Raw genomic sequence first — 18,272 nt, forward strand, 5'->3', positions numbered from 1 at the left:
TTCCCCGGCGCGTCACACATCGACTCCCGGCCCGGTCTCATGAGGTGGAAAGCACCAAAACCCACCACCTCACAAGGAGCATGCCGTGAGTGAGATCATTCTCGAGCCCGCCGCACAGGAATTCGCCGACGCGACCGCCAAGCCGCCGCTGCTGTACGAACTCGGTGTCGAGGGTGCGCGCAAACTGCTCGACGACGTCCAGTCCGGGCCCGTCGAGAAGCTCGACGTGGACGAGAAGTGGATCACTGTCCCGGCCCGGGTCGGCGACGTGCGGGTGCGCATCATCAAGCCCGTCGGCAGCACCGGTGTCCTGCCTGTGATCCTCTACGTGCACGGCGGCGGCTGGATCCTGGGCAACGCCGGCACCCACGACCGTCTGGTGCGTGAACTGGCCGTGGGCGCGGAGTCGGCCCTGGTCTTCGTCGAGTACGACCGCTCCCCGGAGGCGAAGTACCCGGTCGCCATCGAGCAGGCGTACGCCACTGCCCAGTGGGTCACCACCAAGGGCTCCGAAGAAGGCCTGGACGGCTCCCGTATGGTCGTCGCCGGTGACTCCGTCGGCGGCAACATGAGCGCCGCCCTGACGCACCTGGCCAAGCAACGCGGCGACGTGACCTTCCGGCACCAGTCGCTGTACTACCCCGTCACCGACGCGGGCCAGGACACCGAGAGCTACCGGACCTTCGCCCACGGGCCGCACCTGACCGCGAAGGCCATGGAGTGGTTCTGGAACGCCTACACCACCGACCCGGCGGAGCGGAACCAGATCACGGCCTCCCCGCTGCGCGCCACCCTGGAAGACCTCCAGGGGCTGCCGCCGGCGTTCGTCGCGGTCGACGAGAACGACGTCCTGCGCGACGAGGGCGAAGCCTACGCCCGCAAGTTGATCCGGGCCGGCGTGCCGACCACCAGCGTCCGCTACAACGCCAGCCTGCACGACTTCATGATGCTGAATCCGGTTCGCGGAACTCAGGCCTCCACCGCGGCAATCGAGCAGGCCATCCACGTCCTGCGTGAGGCTCTCGGCACCGACTGATCCCTCGCGCGGTGCAATTCCGCGAAGAAAACAAGGTTTACCGGCAGTGATAACCGGCGGACGCGACGCCGTGAGATCCGGTGGAATTCGGCATGCAGAATTCGGTTCCGGAATCCGGTCTGTCCGCCGGCGCCGAGAGCCGCAACACCCCGCGATGGCACAGCTGCACGCCGGATGACGCGCGAATGCCACCGGCACGACGGAAGACATCGTTCAGGACCTGAGGGCTGTCCCGTAATCCCCGGCGGGCGCACGACGACAGCTACGGCACCTCGCCGCGTTGTCGGATCGCCCGAATACGCCTAGCGGGACGGCAGCCGTTCACCAGCGGAGTCGATCACCACGCCATGGTGATGTCCGTCTTCCCATCGGCGGTCGAGTCGTCGCGGGGGCTCCGGGCGGCCAGCCCTCACCAGCCGTCCCACGGCGCAGCCATGACAGCCATACCCGGAGCCCCTGGGTCCCGCTGATCTCACGAACAGCCAGTTCGAACCCAACCAACAAGAAAGCAGGGCCACTCCCATGAGTGCGCAGAAGCCGACCATCGTCCTCGTCCACGGCGCGTTCGCGGACTCCTCCAGCTGGAACGGCGTCGTCGACAAGCTCCAGTCCCACGGCTACCCGGTGGTGGCCGCGAGCAATCCGCTGCGCGGACTGGCCGGAGACAGCGAGTACGTCAGACAACTCGTGGCCTCCATCGACGGCCCCGTGGTCCTGGCCGGCCACTCCTACGGCGGCTCGGTCATCAGCAACGCCGCGAAGGGACTCGACAACGTCAAGGCACTCGTCTTCGTCGCGGGCTTCCTGCCGGACGAAGGCGAGAGCGCGGTCACTCTGTCCGGCAAGTTCCCGGGCAGCACCCTAGGGGAGACGCTCCACCCGGTGCCGATCACCCTGCCCGACGGAAGCCAGGTCGCGGATCTCTACATCGAGAAGAGCAAGTTCCACCAGCAGTTCGCCGCCGACGTCCCCGAGGAGACCACGGCGGTCATGGCCGCCACCCAGCGACCCGTCGCCGACGCCGCCCTGGCGGAGGGCGCCTCCGCCCCGGCGTGGAAGGACGTCCCCTCCTGGGTTCTCGTGGCCATCGAGGACCGGAACATCCCCGCGCAGGCTCAGACCTTCATGGCCGAGCGAGCGCAGGCCACGGTGGTGACCGTGTCCGCCTCCCACGCGGTCAGCGTCTCGCGTCCCGGTGAGGTCGCGCGCCTGATCAACGAGGCCGCGCAGGCGACCGGCTGAGCGACCGGTGCTCAGCGCGTCGGCCGTCGGGTCGCCGATCGGATGAGCGGCCGGCAACCCGACTGCGTCGCCGCGACCCGGCGGGTCGCGGCGACCCACCCGCGCGGCGACGCACGAGTCGTCGCGCGACCCACCCAATCGGTCCGGGTCCCGATCGCCGGGCCGCCGACTCTGGGAGCGAATCATGAACACGAACGAACAGGCCGCTCGTGGGCTGGTCGACATTGAGGCTTACCTGTACCGGGCGGCTCATCTCGGTGCCGCTCGCCAGCGCGTGGCCGCCTTCACCGCGCGGACGGACGGGCTGACCCATGAGCAGCGGAGGGCCATCGAGCTGTGGTACCTCGACGAGCAGGTGGGGGTGGCCCGCATGGTGACGGACCACATCGCCGACAGCGTCGGCGCGACAGAGGCGGCGAACCGCATCCGGTTCAGGCGATGGCTGCGCGGGACACTGATCTCCATGGTCGTGATCACGATGGTGACGTTCGTGTGCACGGCAATGGTCGTGGGATCGGTGACCTGATCCACCGACGCCTCACCGGTCGTCGCGCCGGTCTCCGACAGAGGCTTTCGGCCACGTGGGCCCGGGCCTGGCCGTGGGTGCCCAACGGAGTCACCATGGCTCGTCCCACCCGGTCGCCGCGCCGCTCGGCGAGCGCTGCCGAGGTCAGGACGAGGAGGGGGGAAACGGATGGCGACGGGCCGGAGGGAACGTGACCGGATCGCGTAGTCCCGGACGATGTCGCGGATCGGGGAGCCACGAGTTCAGGACAACCCTGCGGACGTCGGACGCCGGGTATCGTGGCGGCGGGGAGGCTGACATGGCGCGTGACGGAGCACGGACCGGGCTCATCGGTCGGCGGCATGAGTGCCTGGTTCTCGATGACCTCCTCGCGCAGGCCAGGGCCGGGCGAAGCGGCGTCCTGGTGGTGCGCGGCGAGGCGGGGATCGGGAAGTCCGAGCTGCTGAGATACCTTCTCGACCGGGCTGCCGGCTTCCGCGTCGTCAGGGCGGCCGGCGTGCAGTCCGAGATGGAGCTCTCCTACGCGGGGCTGCACCAGCTCTGCGCTCCGCTGCTCTCCCATCTCGACGATCTTCCCGAGCCGCAGCGGAACGCACTGCGCACAGCGTTCGGGATGCAGGTCGGTGATGCGCCCGACCGGTTTCTGGTCAGCCTGGCCACCCTGAGTCTGCTCGCCGGGGCCGTCGGCGACGAGCCGTTGCTCTGCCTGGTCGACGACGTGCAGTGGCTGGACAGGGTGTCGGCCCAGACCTTGGAATTCGTCGCCCGCCGACTGCTCGCCGAATCCGTTCTGCTCGTCCTGGCCGTCCGCGAGTCCGGTTCCCGCGAGATCCTCGCCGACCTGCCGGAGCTTCCCGTCCGTGGACTGAACGAGCGCGAGTCCCGCGAACTCCTCGACTCCGTCGTGACCGGCCCGCTCGACCAGCGTGTGCGGGACCGCATCGTCGCAGAGACGCGCGGCAATCCGCTGGCCCTGCTGGAGCTGCCGCGCAGCCTGACCACCGTCGAGATGGCCGGAGGTCTCGGAGGACACGAGGACCGGCCCCTGTCCAGCCAGATCGAGGCGGGCTTCCTCCGCCGGATCCGATCGCTTCCGGTGGAGACGCGGCAACTGCTGCTCATCGCCGCTGTCGAGCCGGTCGGTGACGTGGCCCTGCTGCGACACGCTGCCGAGCGCCTGGGCATCTCCGTGGACACCGCCGTGACCCACGCCGAGGCATCGGGCCTGGTGACGCTCGGCACGTGGGTGCGCTTCCGCCACCCGCTGGTTCGCTCCGCGGTGTACCGCGCCGTGGGCTTCGAGGAACGCCGGCGCGTGCACAGGGCTCTGGCCGAGTCGATCGACGTCGGACTCCATCCCGAACGCCGCGTATGGCACCTGGCGAGCGCGACGGTCGGACCGGATGAGGCCGTCGCCGCCGAACTGGTGGGGTCCGCCGGGCGGGCGCACGCGCGCGGCGGAATCGCGGCCGCGGCGGCCTTCCTGCATCGAGCCACCGAACTGACCGCGGATCCCGTACTCCGGGGAGCCCGGGCACTGGCCGCGGCGCGGGCCGAGTACCAGGCGGGCGCCTTCGACGCTGCGCGGGAACTGGTCGACGCGGCGGAACTGAACCACCTCGACGAAGTCGGAGCCGGACAGGCGACCCTGCTCCGGGGACAGATCATGTCCGCGGCCAAGAGTGCCAGCGCCGGACTGCCGCTGTTGCTGGAAGCGGCCAAGCGGCTCCAGCCGTACGACTCCGCACTCGCCGGCCAGACCTACCGGGACGCGATCTACGCGGCCCTGACCGCGGGCCGGTTGGCCACCGGCGGCGTCCGCGACGTCGCCGAGGCGGTGATGAGCGGCCCGGGCCCCGTCGACACCGCGAGCCGCGAGAGTCTCCTGCTGACCGGCCTCGCGCGGGTGGTCACCGAGGATTACACGATGGGTGCGCCGCTCCTGCTGAAGGCCGTGGCCGCGTTCCGGACGGAGGGGCTCTCGCGGGAGGACGGTCTGGGGTGGCTTCCGCTCGTGTGCCGCATGGCACACAGCATTTGGGACTTCGCCGCCTGGTCCGAGCTGTCGGCGCGGCTGGTCGACCTCGCCCGCGGCAACGGAGCGCTCGCCGTGTTGCCCTCGGCCCTCCTGCTGCGTCTGTCGAACCGGGTGTTCGCCGGCGACCTCCGCGGCGCCGGCTCCCTCGCCGTGGAGGCGAACGCGATCGGTGAAGCCACGGGCAGCAGCTTCTTCGCGCATTACGGAGCGCTCGTCGTGGAGCCCTTCAAGGGACGGGAGTCCACGACCCGGCAGGCGATCGAAGCCGTCACGCACGACCACGTCCTGCAGGGCGAGGGCAAGGTGACGACGGCCACCCAGTGGGCGGCGGCGGTCCTCTACAACGGCCTCGGCCGGTATGAGGAGGCCTTTGCCGCCGCCGAACGTGGTTGTGAGAATCCGCAGGAACTCGGACTGTCCCTCCAGTCTCGGGTGGAACTCGTCGAAGCGGCCGTACGACTGGGGCGGACCGCGCATGCGGCCGAGGCCGCGCGGGCGATCGAGGAGATGGCCCAGGTCAGCGGGACCGCTTGGGCGCTCGGCATCTCCGCCGCCACTCGTGCCCTGGTGAGCGAGGGGCAGGCCGCCGACAGCCTGCACCAGGAAGCGATCGAGCAACTCGACACGACGGGGGCCCGCATGGACAGCGCCCGGGCACGGCTTCGCTACGGTGAGTGGCTGAGCCTGGAACAGCGACGGGCGGAGGCTCGTGCTCAACTGAGCGCGGCACACGAGGTGCTCGGCGAAGCCGGGGCCGAGGCGTTCGCGGAGCGCGCGCGACGGGAGCTGCAGGCCGCGGGGGTGAAGCTGCGCAAGCGCGCCTCGGCGACACCGGCGGTCCTCACCGCGAAAGAGGGCGAGATCGCGCGACTCGCTCAGGGCGGCTTCACGAACCCGGAGATCGCCGCCCGACTGTTTCTCAGCCCCCACACGGTCGAATGGCACTTGCGCAAGGTCTTCGCGAAGCTGGGGATCTCCTCCCGCAAAGAAATCGACTCGATGCAACTCGAAGGCGTGGTGACCACGCCCTGACCCGCTCGAGTCACGGGCGGGCCGGGCACCGGGGGGAGCGCCTAAGGGCTGTCCCGTAATCCCCGGTGGATCAGCGCGCGGCGTCAGATGCGGTGCATCGCAAGGCGGAGGGTCGTCCTCATACTGGGCGTATTCGGGTGATCCGACAACGCGGCGAGGTGCCGTAGCTGTCGTCGTGCGCCCGCCGGGGATTACGGGACAGCCCTTAGGCGCCGGACTCATCCGGTTCCGCCAGCAACGTGGGTACGGTGACGATCGTGACCTCCCTGGTCAACAGGCGGTGCACGGGACAGCGCCCGGCGGCTGCCAGCAGCTGCTCCCGCTGATCCGGTTCCAGCTCACCGGTCAGCCCGACGTTCTTGACGATGTGTCCTTGGTCCCCGAACCGCACGGCCACGTCGATCCGTTCGAGCGGCCACTGGTGCCGGTCCGCGAAGGCCCGCAAGGCCATGGAGGTGCAGGTCCCCAGTGCGGCCAGCAGCAGCTCTCCCGGGGTGGGACCCGCATCGGTGCCGATGGGTTCGGGTTCGTCGGCCGTAAGCGTGTGCGTGCCGATCGCGATCGAGCGGGTGAGCCGTCTGCCTTCGGCGATGGACACGATGCGCGTGGTCATGGGTCTTCCTCTCGGCCAAGGGGGGACCGTGATGTCGCTCATCCCTCCTCTGCAGAGACCGAGCGGCGTACGCGCGTGTGACAGTTCGGCCCGGGAAAGCGCGGCCGTCCGGGCCTTGTCACAGTCGGAGCGGCTGTCCTGTCTATAGCACGGAGCCGGAAACCACGTCGGTAGAGGAGCATCACATGCAGGTGGCCGTGGCCGGAGGAACCGGTCTGGTGGGGAAGTACGTCGTCGCGGAACTGCAGGCCGCAGGACATCGGCCCGTGACCCTCGCCCGTTCACACGGCGTGGACCTGACCACCGGCGTCGGTCTGGCGGAGAGGCTGTCCGGCATCCATGCGGTGATCGATGTGACGAACACCGTCACGACGAGGAAGAAACCCGCCGTCGACTTCTTCCGCCGGACCACCGGCCACCTGCTCTCCGCCGCCCGGTCGAACGGGATCGAGCATCTGGTCGCCCTGTCGATCGTCGGCAGTGACGAGGTCGACTTCGGCTACTACCTCGGCAAGCGCGCACAAGAGGAACTGGTCCGCGACGGTGGTGTGCCGTGGACGGTGCTGCGCGCCACCCAGTTCTTCGAGTTCCCCCAGCAGTTGCTGGACAACCGGTCGCCCGTGGTCATGATGCCGAGAATGCTCACCCAACCCGTCGCAGCCCAGGACGTCGCCGAGAAGCTCGTCGACCACGTGCTACAGGGCCCGTCGGGAATGGCGCAGGAGATCGCGGGGCCCGACCGGCTGGACATGGTGGACATGGCGCGTCGTGTCGTGCGCTCCCAGGGCCGGCGCCGACTCGTCGTGCCGGTGACTCTTCCGGGGCGGGTGGGCAGAGCCATGACGACAGGCGGCCTGCTGCCACGCGGGCAGTACGTCCAGGGCCGCCGGACGTTCGACGACCACCTTGCGTCCCTGCGGCCTACGTCAACCAGTCGGTGACGGCCGCCCCAGGGCGCGCTCGTGCTCCGGAAGCGGTGATCTTCCACGTGGCTGACGCGCGGGGGAATCCGCCCGGCCACGACGAGGAGCCGGTCACAGCGCTGTGCGCAGGAGCCGCCGGGAGGCGATGCCGAGCTTGGCGTACACCTTGCGCAGGTGCCATTCGACGGTGTGCGGGCTGAGGAACAACTGGGCACCGATCTCGGAGTTGGTGAGCCCGTCCCGGGCCAGATGCGCGATCTGGGTCTCCTGGGCGGTGAGCGTCACCGCGGCGGCACCGTCGCGCCGGGCCACCGTCTCGCCGTTGGCCCGCAACTCGCGGACGGCGCGCTCGGCGAACGCACCCGCACCGAACCGTGTGAACAGGGCGTGCGCCTCGCGCAACTGGTCCCGGGCGTCATTGCGACGGTTCTCCCGCCGCAACCACTCCCCGTACAGCAGATGCGCCCGTGCCAACTCCGCCGCGACCCGGGTACGTCCGAGTCGTTCGATCGCCTCGCGGTACAGCTCTTCGGCCGCTTCCCCCCGGCTCAGCAGCGCCCGGGAGCGCGCCTGGACGCCCAACGCCCAGTCCGTCGCCGCCGCGTCCGTGGTCCGGGTCAGCCGGGCCAGAGCGGCCTCGGCCGCGTCGGGGCGACCGCTGCGCGCCGCGGCCTCCACCAGCTCGACCAGTCCCCAATTGGCCGCGACCAGGTCCTGCGGATGCTCGCTCGCCGGACGGGCCGCGTCGAACGCCTCCTCGTATCTGGCCAGACCGTTGTGGAGCACGGCTTGGGCCCGCCGTGCGACGGCCACACCGATGCCCTCACCGCTTTGGAGGGCATCTTCCATGCCGGCTTCGATCAGCGGAACGGCATCGTGTGCCCGTCCCTGCCAGGCGGCGAGTGTCATGGTGCCGTACGGCGCGAAGCCGCTGCCGGTCGCCTCCTGGAGCCGGTCGATCTCCGCGATGAGCAGCGCCGCCGCGTCCAGTTCGCCGGCGCAGGTGTGGACGACGGCCCGCGAGTTGAGCGCGAGCGGCAACTCGGCCAGCGCGCCGACGGCGCGGGCGGTCCGCACATGGCGCGTCACCAGCTCCGTCCAGCCCTCGTCGTCCCACATCTCGGCCGCCAGCGCCGAGGCCAGCCACGACCAGCGTAGGACCTCCTCCGGGGCGGTCTCCCGGCGGAAGGCACGCACCGCGTGGCGCGAGGCGGCGACCGCGTCGCGGTAGTCGCCGGTGAACCGGGTGACCAAAGCGTGCAGGAGCAGATCGACGTTGCCCGGCGGCCTCGTGACGGGGGGCAACGTCACCTGCGCCACCACCGCCACCTCGCGTGCGTCCGCGCCGGAGGCGAGGCGCCCCGCGAACATGGCGGCCGACAGGGTGTCCAGGAAGGTTTCTCGGGCCAGGCCGGCATCCAGCGGCACCAGACGTCGCGCGGTGGCCAGCAGCAAGGGGAGCGCCTCGTCGACGCGACTGGAGGCGAAGGTGATCTGGGCCTGGACGAGATCTGCGCGAGCGCGACCGGACTCGTCCAGAACCCCGCTCCGGCCCAGCGCCAGCAAGTCGCGCGCCGCGGTGGGCGCACCGGCGCGGAGTTTCGCCTGGGCCGCGGCGAGGGCACGCGTCGCCTTGCGCTGCGGGCTCGGCGTCAGCACGGCCGCGTGGGCGAGGAACGCCGCCGCCGCGGTGGTGCCGCCCCGCGCGAGCGCCCGCGTGGCCGACGACTCCAGCTCGGCGGCGATCTCCTCGTCCGGCCGCACGGTCGCTCGCGCCAGGTGCCAGGCGCGGCGGTCGGGGTCGAGGACGGGGTCGGTCACCTCCGCCAGGACACGGTGGGTCTCCCGCAGCTCCGCGAGCCCGGCCGACCGGTAGATCGCGGAGCGCAGCAGCGGATGCCTGAAGCGCACCAGATTCCGGACGTCGAGCAGCCCCGCCGTCACCGCCGGGCCGGCCTCGGCCAGGTTGATGTCCAGTCGCCCGGCGGCACGTCTCAGCAGTGCCACGTCACCGATCGGCTCGGCGGCGGCGGTCAGCAGCAGTCGTTGCGTCGCCGCCGGCAGTGAGTGGACCCGAGCGAGGTAGCTCCGCTCGATACGGCTGGTCACCGGTCCGGGATCGGGCAGGTCGAGCCCATCGGCCGGATCCTCATCGACGAGGTCGTAGGGGAGTTCCAGCAGTGCGAGGGGATTGCCGCGCGCTTCGGCGACCACGCGGTCGCGGACGTGCTCGTCCACCGGGCCGTTTGCCGCCGCGTCCAGCAGGGCGCGGGCTTCGGTGTCGTCGAGGCCGTCCAGCGTCAGCTCGGGCAGACCGGCCAGATCGTCGCGTCCCCGCCGTTCACGGGAGGCGAAGACCAGTGCCAGCGGTTCGGCGAGCATCCGTCGCGCCACGAACGCCAACGTCTGCGCGGAGACCCTGTCGAGCCACTGCGCGTCGTCCACGAGGCAGAACAGCGGCTGCTCGGCGGCCACTTCGGTCAGCAGTCCGAGCACGGCCAGACCGACCAGGAATCTGTCCGGAGGCGGTCCTGTGCTCACCCCGAACGCTGTGGCCAGCGCCTCTCTCTGCGGAGGTGGAAGGGAGTCGGCGCGCCCCAGGAACGGGGCACACAACTGATGCAGTCCCGCGAACGGCAACTCCATCTCCGACTCGGCACCCGCCCCACGGGCGACGCGGTGCCCAGCGACCCGTGCCACCAGGCTCTCCAGGAGAGCGGACTTACCGATTCCGGCATCACCGCGCAGGACCAGTACGGCACTGCGTCCGGCCTCCACCTCCGAGACCAGTTCCTCGAGCGCCTCGTACTCGCGGCGCCGACCACGCAGCCGCCCCGGACCGTCCCCACTCACCCTGATCCCTGCACGTCGGGAGCATAACAACAGCGCATGCGGCCGGAGCCCTTGCGGCGAGGGGGCGGGCAGGCCCCTCGCGCTCTCCTCACCAGGGCACTTCGGCGTTCGTCAGCGGGCTCGCCGGCCGGTTGTACCGCAGGGCGGCCCGCTGGGAGCAGGACCCATTTCTCGGAATTCGGCAGGACAGCCGGCCAGGGCAACGCGTGCACGTGACGGAGACCATGGGCATGGGAAGGCATGGATGCCTCAAGCGGCGAGACCCCACAGCAGCGTAGGAGCCCGGACGCGAGTCCGCTCTCCGAAACGCCCCGCGAGCAGCGCAGCCCTGGTCGTCGCAGGCTGGACGGGTGAACTGGCGCGTCTCCGTCACCCTCGGCCAGCCACTTGCAGCTGACGGTGGAGCTGTTGTGCGGAGCGGGGGCGTGGACACCGGCGCTGCTGTGGCCGCCGTCCGCCTGGGGCCCTCTGTGGCCCGTCAGACAACAAGGGAATGCCTCCACGCGGCGGCCGTGCGCACAAGAACGGTATGCGGCGATCCGTGTCACAGAGCGGAGCACTGTCCGGTCTACTAACCAAAAGGCCCGAATAGTGCCATTTCGATACCTACGGCATTCGCGTGGAGGGTGCGGGGCTGCGCCCCGATTGTCCATTCCGTGGTGGGCCTGGTCCGTATGCCGTTCCCAGAGCGGCTTCCCACACCACACTTGACCTCCACCGATCCAAGGACTCGTACCCGATGGCCAGGACCGAGAACACAACGCCCAATGATGGCCCGCAGAACCAAGGAATGTACGGCTCGGCGAGCGCGGTGCTCGACGAGCGGGGGGCGATCGTGGGATGGACCCAGACCGCCCAGAGACTCCTCGGCTACCCCGCCCGCAATGTGATCGGTAAATCCGCTGCCGTGCTCCTGCCGTCCACGGGGGAAGCGTCGGCGATAGCGGACTTCGCCGTACGGTGTCGGACCCAAAGCGAGTGGTCGGGACATATGAGGCTGCGCCACCAAGACGGACGCGAACTCGACGTCGGCCTGCGGATCTCGATGCTGTGGGGACGAGATGCAACGTTCCGGTGGCTGGTGTCCGCGACCGGGGTCGGCGAGCCTTCCGAGGAAGGGGCTGAGGGCTCCCTGCGGGAGTCGCTCGTCGGTCGGGTACCGATCGGCGTCGTCATCCGTGACACGCGACTGCGCTGCATGTGGGTGAACGACACGATGGAGAGCTACGACGGGATTCCGCGCGACCGGCGGCTCGGACGCCGGTTCAGCGATGTGCTGCCCGGCTCGCAGTCCGAGGCGTTCGAGACGCTGATGCGGCGGGTGGTCCGAAGCGGCGGCAGCGGGGTTCACGACGACCGCACGCTGCGGCCGACGAGTCCGGGCCGGGACCACCACACAGTCACCACTTCGTACTCATGCCTCCAAGGCGCCGACGGCCAAATGCTCGGGGTGTGCTCCGTTACTGTCGATGTCACCGAGACTCAACGAGCGCGTGAGCGCTTCGCCGTCCTCAGCGAGAGCAGTACGCGTCTTGGCGACACCCTGGATGTGGTGCGGACCAGCCAGAGCGTGGCGGATCTTGCGGTGCCCCTGTTCGCCGACTTTGCCGCCGTAGACCTGGAGCAGTCGGTCCCGTTCGAAGCGGCGCTCCCGGCACGCACCGAGCCGTCGGGTGATCGCCTCCCCGCTCTCCGGCGTGCCGGCCTGGCGTCGATCAACCAGGGAGTCCCGGAATCCCCGTGGGCGCGCGGTGAGCCGATCCCCTTGCCCCCTGCCTCACCCCTCAGCCAAGCCCTGGACAACCGGAGATCCCACCTGGAACCGGTCCTGAACACTGGTGCAGGCACATGGATCGACCAGGATCCGGTACGAGCGCGGAAGATCCACGAGAACGGCATGCATTCGGTGATGGTCGTGCCCATGTATGCGCGGAATGTTCTGCTGGGACTGGCGTTGTTCGTCCGCACCCAGGACCCGGTGCCGTTCGAAGAGGCCGATCTTCTCCTGGCCGAGCAACTCGTCAGCCGCGCCGCACTGTCACTGGACCGCGCACGCCAGTACGCTCGCGCCCACACCGCGACCCTGGCGCTCCAGCGCGACCTGTTCCCCCTGCCCACGACGGGCAATACAGCGATCGAGGCAGCCTGGCGTTACTTGCCCGCCGACGTGGAGCACGGCATAGGCGGTGACTGGTTCGATGTGATCGAGCTGTCCGGGGCTCGCGTGGCCCTGGTCGCGGGAGGAGCGGTTGGCCACGGCATCGATGCCGCCGTGGCCATGGGCAGGCTCCGCACCGCTGTTCACACGCTCGCGGATATGGAAATGCCGCCCGACGTACTGCTGTGTCACCTCGATGACACAGTCAAGCGACTGGCCACGCAGCACCCCCGGGCTTCCACGCTCATGGGCGCGACCTGCCTGTACGCGGTCTACGATCCCGGCACGCTGCGGTGCACCATGGCACAGGCCGGGCATCGCCCGCCCGCGATCATCGACCTGAGTGGCCGGGTGACTTTTCCAGACCTTCACGCCGGATCACCCCTCGGCTACGGGTCCGGTGTGCCTCCCGACGCTGTGGAACTGGAACTGCCAGAAGGTAGCCTCATGGCCCTGTACAGCGACGGCCTGATCGCGACCCGCGACCACAACGTCGACTCGGGCATGCGGCGCCTTGCCACCGTGCTGGCGCAACCGCATCAGTCCCTGGAAGAGATGTGCAGCCAGGCAACGGACATCTTCCGCCGCCAGGAATCCTCCGCCGACATTGCCCTGCTCCTCGTGCGGACCCATTCGCTCGAACCCGTCAACGTTGCCTGCTGGACGCTGCCCAGCGATCAGAGCGCCGTCCGCAGCGCTCGGCGCATGGCAGCCCTTCAGCTGACCGCATGGGGCCTGGAGAGACTTGAGGACCCGACCAAGCTGATCGTCAGCGAGTTGGTCACCAACGCCCTGCGCCACAGCAGCGGCCCGATCTCACTCCGTCTGATCCAGCACGAAGTCCTCACATGTGAAGTCTCCGACAGCGGAACCGGTATCCCACGTCTGCGTCGCTCGGACACCGCAGACGAAAGCGGTCGCGGCCTCTTCCTGGTCGCCCAGCTGTCCCAAAGATGGGGATGCCGTTCCACAACGAGCGACAAGGTCGTCTGGGCCGAAATGAACCTTGGCTCCATACCCTCGAACACACGGGACTCCACCGAGCCGGCAACGTCGGACACACCCCCGGACAACCGGCCTGAATGACCAGGGCCCGTGCGTCTGCCCGCGGGTCAGGTTACGACGTGCTGCCGCGGTCGACCCTCGGTGCGAAAGGCAGCTTGCGCTGCTGGCCCGCAAATCAGTCGATGAGGAGATCACGGCCTCGAAGCACACAACAAGAAGCAGAAAATGATCGATTGGCGGAAGAAGTGGGAAGCACCGTGGCGAAGCGGGAGATCGATTACAAGGCCATCTTCAACGCGTCACCCAGTGCGATGCTGGTGCTCACGCCCGAACTGGTCATTCTGGACGCGAACGCGTCCTACCAGCACATGGTCGGCCGCCGTCGGCATCAACTCGTCGGACGGTACGTATTCGATGCCTTCCCTGAGGACCCCAACAGCGTCGACGACCTCGAGGCATCGCTACGGCGGGTGCTAGCGACCGGCACCCAGGACGTCGAGGGGCCCATTCGGCACGACGTGGAGGAGCCGGATCGGCCGGGAGTGTTCGCGGAGCGCTACTGGAGCCCGATCAACGCCCCCGTCCTGAACTCCGTCGGCACCATCGCGCTGGTCGTGCACCGTATCGAGGAGATCACCGACCTTGTCCGTGCCGACAGACCGAGATCCGATCAGCAGCGCCGGCAAATGGAAATCGAACTGTATGCGCGGTCCTGCGAGTTGCAACAGGTCAACGAGCGACTGCGCCAGACCAGCGCCCGCGAAAGGCAAGTGGCACTCGCACTTCAGGACGCGATGCTGCCCGCACCGCAGCCGCTCGCTCATCACCAGGCCGCAGTGCGATATCGCCCGGCCCTCAACGCCCTCAACGTCTGCGGAGACTGGTACGAGGTAACCCAGCTCCCCAACGGGAACTCTGCCGTCGCCGTGGGCGACGTCGTGGGCCACGGCCTGGCAGCAGCGGGCGTGATGGGCCAACTGCGCAGCGCCTTGAGCGCTGCCACGCGAGTGGTGGACGGTCCGGCAACCGCACTCGACGGGCTTGACCTGTACGCACGTTCAGTTGAGGGCGCTCTCTCCACCACCGCCGTGCAGACCGTTGTCGACCGGGGCGGCCGCAACATCACCTACAGCAGCGCCGGCCACCCGCCCCCAGCCCTCGTCAGCCCCGATGGCACCGTGCGCTTCCTCGACCGGGCAACCGACCCCCCACTGGGGGCGAGCCTCGATCACACCCCTCGTCCGCAGGCCACCATCACCTACTCTGAAGGTGCCGCCCTCGTTCTCTACACCGACGGACTGATCGAGCGCCGTGGGGAAGACATCGACCAGGGTCTTCAACGCCTCGCCGACCTCCTTGCACGCCACCGCAAAGACGACGCCGAGAACCTCGCTGAAGCACTCATCACCCTGAGCGACGCCACCGACGACACAGCCGTCGTCGTCGTCCGTCTGTAGCCCCAACGGCCGCCACGCGGTCCGCGTCCACCGAATCCCGGACGAGGTTGCCGCAGGGGCGATCGACCGGACCGCTGGCGCCGTCTGGACGGACTGGGCCAACAATGCGGGGACAGGCCTTCACGCAGAATCTCGGACAATTGAGAAGTCGGTCTCGATGATCTGGCAACCGACGTCTCGTGGACATGATTTCTCATGCCGTTCGTCAAGCCGTGAGAGCAGCAGGCGGCGTGAGTCGGTAACTCCGGCTGTCCGAAGGAGGGCCCACAGGACATGGACGCGGCGGCAGGCGAGAACGGCTTGGCTGTGTCGTCTGCCCTGGCCCGCCAGAAGCAGCGCAGCTCCGCGCGCCTTCGCATGTGTCGACGGCCGCGTAATGACGTGACCGCTCACAGAATGCGCTGATCAACGCGAAGCGCGGAGGTATGGAGAATCCGGTGAGCTGCCGGTCGTATCGAACGAGATGTCTCAGGTTTGCGCTGAACTTGCCGGAGTCGCAGGGAATCGGTGCGACGCCGCCGAATCCGGCGCGCCGGTCGGGCGTGCCGAAGACGGCCGTGTCGCCGCCGGTGGCGGCAAGGAACTCGGCACCGAGGATGGTGCCGAGTCCCTGGTTGCGGATCGGGCCTGCTGACGATCGCCGCGGCATCTGAATGTTCTCAAAACTGGGCCGAAACTTCTTGATCTCGGTCAGCAGTCGCACCGATGGGTTACGTGCGTCCCGATCCCGTAACCCTCCGCGCCTCGACGGATCACCGGACTAACCGTTTTGCCTGGGCGGCAGGAACGCTCCGGCCACCTCGGGGTCCGGCCATGGAGTCACGGTCTCGCCACACACCTGCCACTGAGCCCTGTACTGAAGGCGCAACTCGTAGAGGAACGGAGCCGCTTCATCGCTCATGCGTCGGTAGAGAAGTGCCGTTGCGAGGTCTCCCTGCCGCTCGATGTGCAGAATTCGATACTCGGTAGAAAGCGGAGAATCGCCGTTGCGGCCGCGAGCGGCGAACTCTCCGAACACATCCGAGCGTGAAGCGCGAGTGATCGATCCATTCTCGTCCGGATACAAAATTGTCATGTCACCGGTGTACAGACCCTCCATCGCGTCCATCCGGTAGTTGCTTCCGTCATGCACCACGCGAGATATGAACTCCGTGATATCGAGGTCTGAAGACGCGTCACTCATGTTCTTCCCGTTCGCTTGGTTTTCGATCTTGCGCGAGGTGCCGTCGACTCCGCAACGGCCCTAGCCCGCCTACTCGCGAAGCGGTGCCGCTGTGTTGACCGAGTAGCGAGGGCATATGTGACAAGTTGCTCTCATCGCCCAAGCGGAACCAATGACCAGAAAGTGCTGCGAAGTCGTGTGCATCGCTAGGTATCCATGCAAAGTTCGCCGACCCGGGCGGCAGCCCGAGCGCACACCGAGCTCGCCGGCCAGGCCCAGCGTGCGTGCGGCCGGCCGCAGCGACCTGTGACCCGTGCCCTGCTGCCCCAGGTGCACCGTCTCCAGCCGCAGCCTCTCGTCAGCCAGCTCCCGCCATGGTGCGAGCAGCTGCTCGGTCACGTCGGGACGGCCGGCGGACAGAGCGCGCACGGGCTCGGAAGCGGGGCCGAGCAGCACCACCAGGTCGCGGTAGGCGTACTCGCGCAGAACCGGCGAGGACACGACCGGCAGACCGCCGTCGGCCTCGGCGTACGCGGCGGACACCGACCCGCAGCAGGCCACCGAGTGGCTGGCTTGGACATCGGCCGCTGGAAGGGCTCGTCTTCAAGCGCCTCGACCAGGCATGCCTGCCCGACCACAGGGGCTGGCGCAAGTACCGGCTGCGGCACACCGCCGAGACAGTGGTCGGGGCAATCTCGGGCACCATCTCCTCTCCGACCACACTGTTCCTGGACGCTTCGACACCACCGGCCAGCTGCAGTACGCGCGCCGCACGACCGTCCTGGAGCGGGCTGCCCGTCAGGCCCTGGCCTGCGAACTCCAGCCAGGCAGTCCCGACCATTCTTGGACCGGTTGATCCTTCACCGCAGGCTGGGGCTCCCGCCAGCAGCTCGACGTGCAGCTGGTCGCGCCGACGGTGGTCGCCGAGCTCGCGGTCGACGTGTCCCTGGACGCGAGCGGACGGTGGCACCATCCCGTCCGGCTCATGCGCGTCCGTATCGACCTGACGCCCGCGGAGATCCCTCAGTTCGGTGCCGAGGCATAGATGTTCAGCGCGACCCCAGAACCCCGGCACCACGCTCGTACACCGCCACGGTGTCCCGTTCCCGGCCAGGCTCGCGCGTTGTGTGTGCGGAGAGGTAGCGCTCGGCGTCGAGGGCGGCCGCGCAGCCGCCGGCGGCGGCGGTGATGGCCTGGCGGTAGGTGTGGTCGACGACGTCGCCCTTGTCGGTCGACGTGCAGAATTGACGCTCCGTCAGGCAGGTGCCGATCCGCTGAGGTCGGTCGTTGTCATTCGGCTTTGATGTCGAAGACCTCGGGGTGCTTCGAAAGTTCCACTCTCGTGCGGCGGATGTGGAGTTCCAGGACGTGTTGCGCGCTTGTGAAGTCCTGGTCGCGCAGCGCCTCGATCAGCAGCCGGTGCTCGGCGCTGATGATCCACCGACGGTGGGTGCCTGTCAGGCGGGTGAAGGCCCTGCGGTAGTGCTGCGTCGTGTCCCAGAGCCGTGCGACGATCGATGCGAGTTCCTCGGCCTTGTGGTGCCGGTAGGTCGCCCAGTGCAGCTCCCGGTCCAGCACCAAGAACTCCTCGACGTCGTCGGTCTGCTCGATACGGTCCTGCAGACGGGACAGCTCATTGATGTCCTCGGGGGACAGGCGCGGTGCGGACTCGGCGAGCAGGAGTGGTTCCAGACGTTCACGGATCTGGTAGTTCAGCTCGCATTCGCGCATGTCCATCCGGGTGACCCACGCGCCCTGGTTGGCGCGCAGTATCACCAGGCCCTTGGCCTCCAGAATGCGCAGCGCCTCGCGTACCGGCAGGCGGCTGGTGTGCAGTTCGTCGGCCAGTTCGTCCTGGATGATCCTGCTGCCCGGTGGCAGCCTGCCGTCCAGGATCCGTTCGCGGAGCTGGTCGGCGATCCGCCTGCTCGCCACGTCGGCGCTCACCTGACGGCCTGCGGGTTGCGGAGGAATGCCTCAGAGAGTTCGAGGAGGGCCTGGCCTCCGGTCCGGAAGAAAAGGTCCTCACTCATCCCGTGGCCCTCGTTGTCCCCCAACGGTCCGAGCCGGCACGGGTACTCGACACTGAGCGCGACTTCGAGGCACTCCCGGCCCTGATCCAGATCGGAAGCCGTGATCCCGGTGTAGTCGACACGGGTGAGCCCGAGGATGGGCATTCAACCTCCATTGGATCCAATTGGCTTGCATCACGAGCAGTTACGACGCA

General features: G+C 68.7%; 14 protein-coding genes and 2 pseudogenes. 8 read left to right on the top strand and 8 right to left on the bottom strand.

The genetic code is table 11. From position 1 onward, the window contains the following. The first annotated feature begins 85 nt into the window (after positions 1-85). From HEP85_RS36970 to HEP85_RS36985, 4 genes are all read left to right on the top strand, one after another. The gene (locus HEP85_RS36970) at positions 86-1,036 is read left to right on the top strand and encodes an alpha/beta hydrolase (protein WP_168531800.1); all 951 of its coding nucleotides are present in this window, start codon (positions 86-88) and stop codon (positions 1,034-1,036) included. Positions 1,037-1,558: 522 nt separating this feature from the next. Then, the gene (locus HEP85_RS36975) at positions 1,559-2,278 is read left to right on the top strand and encodes an alpha/beta fold hydrolase (RefSeq protein ID WP_168531801.1); all 720 of its coding nucleotides are present in this window, start codon (positions 1,559-1,561) and stop codon (positions 2,276-2,278) included. Positions 2,279-2,462: 184 nt separating this feature from the next. Further along, complete coding sequence (locus tag HEP85_RS36980) at positions 2,463-2,804, top strand: hypothetical protein (protein WP_168531802.1); 342 nt, start codon at positions 2,463-2,465, stop codon at positions 2,802-2,804. 298 nt (positions 2,805-3,102) lie between these two features. Next, a complete protein-coding gene (locus HEP85_RS36985; RefSeq protein ID WP_369658016.1) occupies positions 3,103-5,874 on the top strand; it encodes an AAA family ATPase in 2,772 nt (923 codons plus the stop codon). A gap of 205 nt (positions 5,875-6,079) precedes the next feature. Here HEP85_RS36985 and HEP85_RS36990 read toward each other — a convergent pair whose 3' ends face one another. Then, positions 6,080-6,487, bottom strand: coding sequence for an OsmC family protein (locus HEP85_RS36990; RefSeq protein ID WP_168531803.1), 408 nt, complete (start codon positions 6,485-6,487; stop codon positions 6,080-6,082). A 185-nt stretch (positions 6,488-6,672) separates the two neighbouring features. Here HEP85_RS36990 and HEP85_RS36995 point away from each other — a divergent pair, with 185 nt between their 5' ends. Beyond that, the gene (locus HEP85_RS36995) at positions 6,673-7,428 is read left to right on the top strand and encodes an SDR family oxidoreductase (RefSeq protein ID WP_168531804.1); all 756 of its coding nucleotides are present in this window, start codon (positions 6,673-6,675) and stop codon (positions 7,426-7,428) included. A 93-nt stretch (positions 7,429-7,521) separates the two neighbouring features. Here the strand turns inward: HEP85_RS36995 and HEP85_RS37000 are convergent, their stop codons facing one another. Continuing rightward, a complete protein-coding gene (locus tag HEP85_RS37000) occupies positions 7,522-10,263 on the bottom strand; it encodes an AAA family ATPase (RefSeq protein WP_168531805.1) in 2,742 nt (913 codons plus the stop codon). A 739-nt stretch (positions 10,264-11,002) separates the two neighbouring features. On the opposite strand from HEP85_RS37000, the gene HEP85_RS37005 reads away from it, so the two are divergent. Next, positions 11,003-13,507 (top strand): SpoIIE family protein phosphatase, encoded by a 2,505-nt coding sequence (locus HEP85_RS37005; RefSeq protein WP_248002240.1) that lies wholly within the window; start codon positions 11,003-11,005, stop codon positions 13,505-13,507. A gap of 176 nt (positions 13,508-13,683) precedes the next feature. Continuing rightward, positions 13,684-14,883, top strand: coding sequence for a PP2C family protein-serine/threonine phosphatase (locus HEP85_RS37010; protein ID WP_168534447.1), 1,200 nt, complete (start codon positions 13,684-13,686; stop codon positions 14,881-14,883). A gap of 439 nt (positions 14,884-15,322) precedes the next feature. Here HEP85_RS37010 and HEP85_RS37015 read toward each other — a convergent pair. The 3 genes and pseudogenes from HEP85_RS37015 to HEP85_RS37025 all read right to left on the bottom strand — a co-directional run. Beyond that, a pseudogene (locus tag HEP85_RS37015) lies at positions 15,323-15,493 on the bottom strand (transposase); the annotation flags it as partial. Between the two features lie 150 nt (positions 15,494-15,643). Beyond that, entirely contained in the window at positions 15,644-16,066 is a 423-nt protein-coding gene (locus tag HEP85_RS37020) for a hypothetical protein (protein WP_248002241.1), read from the bottom strand. 69 nt (positions 16,067-16,135) lie between these two features. Next, a complete protein-coding gene (locus HEP85_RS37025; RefSeq protein ID WP_248002242.1) occupies positions 16,136-16,588 on the bottom strand; it encodes a hypothetical protein in 453 nt (150 codons plus the stop codon). A 352-nt stretch (positions 16,589-16,940) separates the two neighbouring features. On the opposite strand from HEP85_RS37025, the gene HEP85_RS37030 reads away from it, so the two are divergent. Next, positions 16,941-17,090, top strand: a complete 150-nt coding sequence (locus HEP85_RS37030) for an ATP-dependent DNA ligase (RefSeq protein WP_168531807.1) — start codon at positions 16,941-16,943, stop codon at positions 17,088-17,090. A 4-nt stretch (positions 17,091-17,094) separates the two neighbouring features. On the opposite strand, the pseudogene HEP85_RS37035 reads toward HEP85_RS37030, so the two are convergent. The 3 genes and pseudogenes from HEP85_RS37035 to HEP85_RS37045 all read right to left on the bottom strand — a co-directional run. After that, a pseudogene (locus tag HEP85_RS37035) lies at positions 17,095-17,268 on the bottom strand (thioredoxin-disulfide reductase); the annotation flags it as partial. A gap of 67 nt (positions 17,269-17,335) precedes the next feature. Further along, positions 17,336-17,980 (bottom strand): GntR family transcriptional regulator, encoded by a 645-nt coding sequence (locus HEP85_RS37040; RefSeq protein WP_248002243.1) that lies wholly within the window; start codon positions 17,978-17,980, stop codon positions 17,336-17,338. A gap of 8 nt (positions 17,981-17,988) precedes the next feature. Beyond that, positions 17,989-18,222 carry a hypothetical protein gene (locus tag HEP85_RS37045; protein ID WP_168531809.1) on the bottom strand — a complete coding sequence of 78 codons (234 nt, stop codon included), beginning with the start codon at positions 18,220-18,222 and terminating at the stop codon, positions 17,989-17,991. Positions 18,223-18,272 lie beyond the last annotated feature (50 nt).

Source organism: Streptomyces sp. RPA4-2, from assembly GCF_012273515.2.
GTDB classification, from domain to species: Bacteria; Actinomycetota; Actinomycetes; order Streptomycetales; family Streptomycetaceae; genus Streptomyces; species Streptomyces kaempferi.

What these genes read in the sequence shown, in the direction of transcription:
- HEP85_RS37005 (WP_248002240.1), top strand. Translation starts at nt 11,003, where the DNA reads ATGGCCAGGACCGAGAACACAACGCCCAATGATGGCCCGCAGAACCAA.
- HEP85_RS36980 (WP_168531802.1), top strand. Translation starts at nt 2,463, where the DNA reads ATGAACACGAACGAACAGGCCGCTCGTGGGCTGGTCGACATTGAGGCT.
- HEP85_RS36985 (WP_369658016.1), top strand. Translation starts at nt 3,103, where the DNA reads ATGGCGCGTGACGGAGCACGGACCGGGCTCATCGGTCGGCGGCATGAG.
- HEP85_RS36995 (WP_168531804.1), top strand. Translation starts at nt 6,673, where the DNA reads ATGCAGGTGGCCGTGGCCGGAGGAACCGGTCTGGTGGGGAAGTACGTC.
- HEP85_RS37045 (WP_168531809.1), bottom strand. Translation starts at nt 18,222, where the DNA reads ATGCCCATCCTCGGGCTCACCCGTGTCGACTACACCGGGATCACGGCT.
- HEP85_RS36990 (WP_168531803.1), bottom strand. Translation starts at nt 6,487, where the DNA reads ATGACCACGCGCATCGTGTCCATCGCCGAAGGCAGACGGCTCACCCGC.
- HEP85_RS36975 (WP_168531801.1), top strand. Translation starts at nt 1,559, where the DNA reads ATGAGTGCGCAGAAGCCGACCATCGTCCTCGTCCACGGCGCGTTCGCG.
- HEP85_RS37020 (WP_248002241.1), bottom strand. Translation starts at nt 16,066, where the DNA reads ATGAGTGACGCGTCTTCAGACCTCGATATCACGGAGTTCATATCTCGC.